This window comes from Actinomadura rubrisoli, assembly GCF_004349215.1.
GTDB classification, from domain to species: domain Bacteria; phylum Actinomycetota; class Actinomycetes; order Streptosporangiales; family Streptosporangiaceae; genus Spirillospora; species Spirillospora rubrisoli.
In genome coordinates this window covers 1-439 of record NZ_SMKU01000795.1, presented here as the reverse complement: position 1 = coordinate 439, position 439 = coordinate 1, and the positions used below count along the sequence as shown (strand labels likewise).

1 pseudogene is annotated in these 439 nt (G+C 77.0%); it reads left to right on the top strand.

Going from position 1 to position 439, the window contains the following annotated elements:
* Positions 1 to 90: 90 nt before the first annotated feature.
* A pseudogene (locus E1298_RS47535) lies at positions 91 to 439 on the top strand (hypothetical protein); the annotation flags it as partial.

Genomic DNA, 439 nt, shown 5'->3' with positions numbered 1-439 from the left:
CCCCCGGCCGCCGCCCGCAACGCCATATAATCCGCCGCCGCCGGAAGGGGCGAGGCCCGCGAGACCAAGCCCGCAAGACCAGGCCCGAGGGTGCGCCAGGGTCAGACCGGGCCGCCGTCGCCCGGCGACGGCGACACCGGAATCGACGGGCTCACCGGCGGCGGCTCCGGGGTCGACGGCGCCGGGCTCGATGGCGTCCGCGACGGCGACGGCACCGCGGGCGTCGGTTCCGGCGGAGGAGGCGGCGGCTCCTTCACCCGCGGCTGGCACGCGAACAGCATCCCCATCAGCAGCGCCAGAACCAGCAGCGCCGCCGCCAGCGTCATCACCGCCGCCACCATGCTGCGCTCCGGCGCGCGCTCCACCACCAAAGGCGCACCCGGCGCCGGCGCCGGCATCGGACGCTCCAACGCCGGCTCACCCGACCCCAGCCAGTACG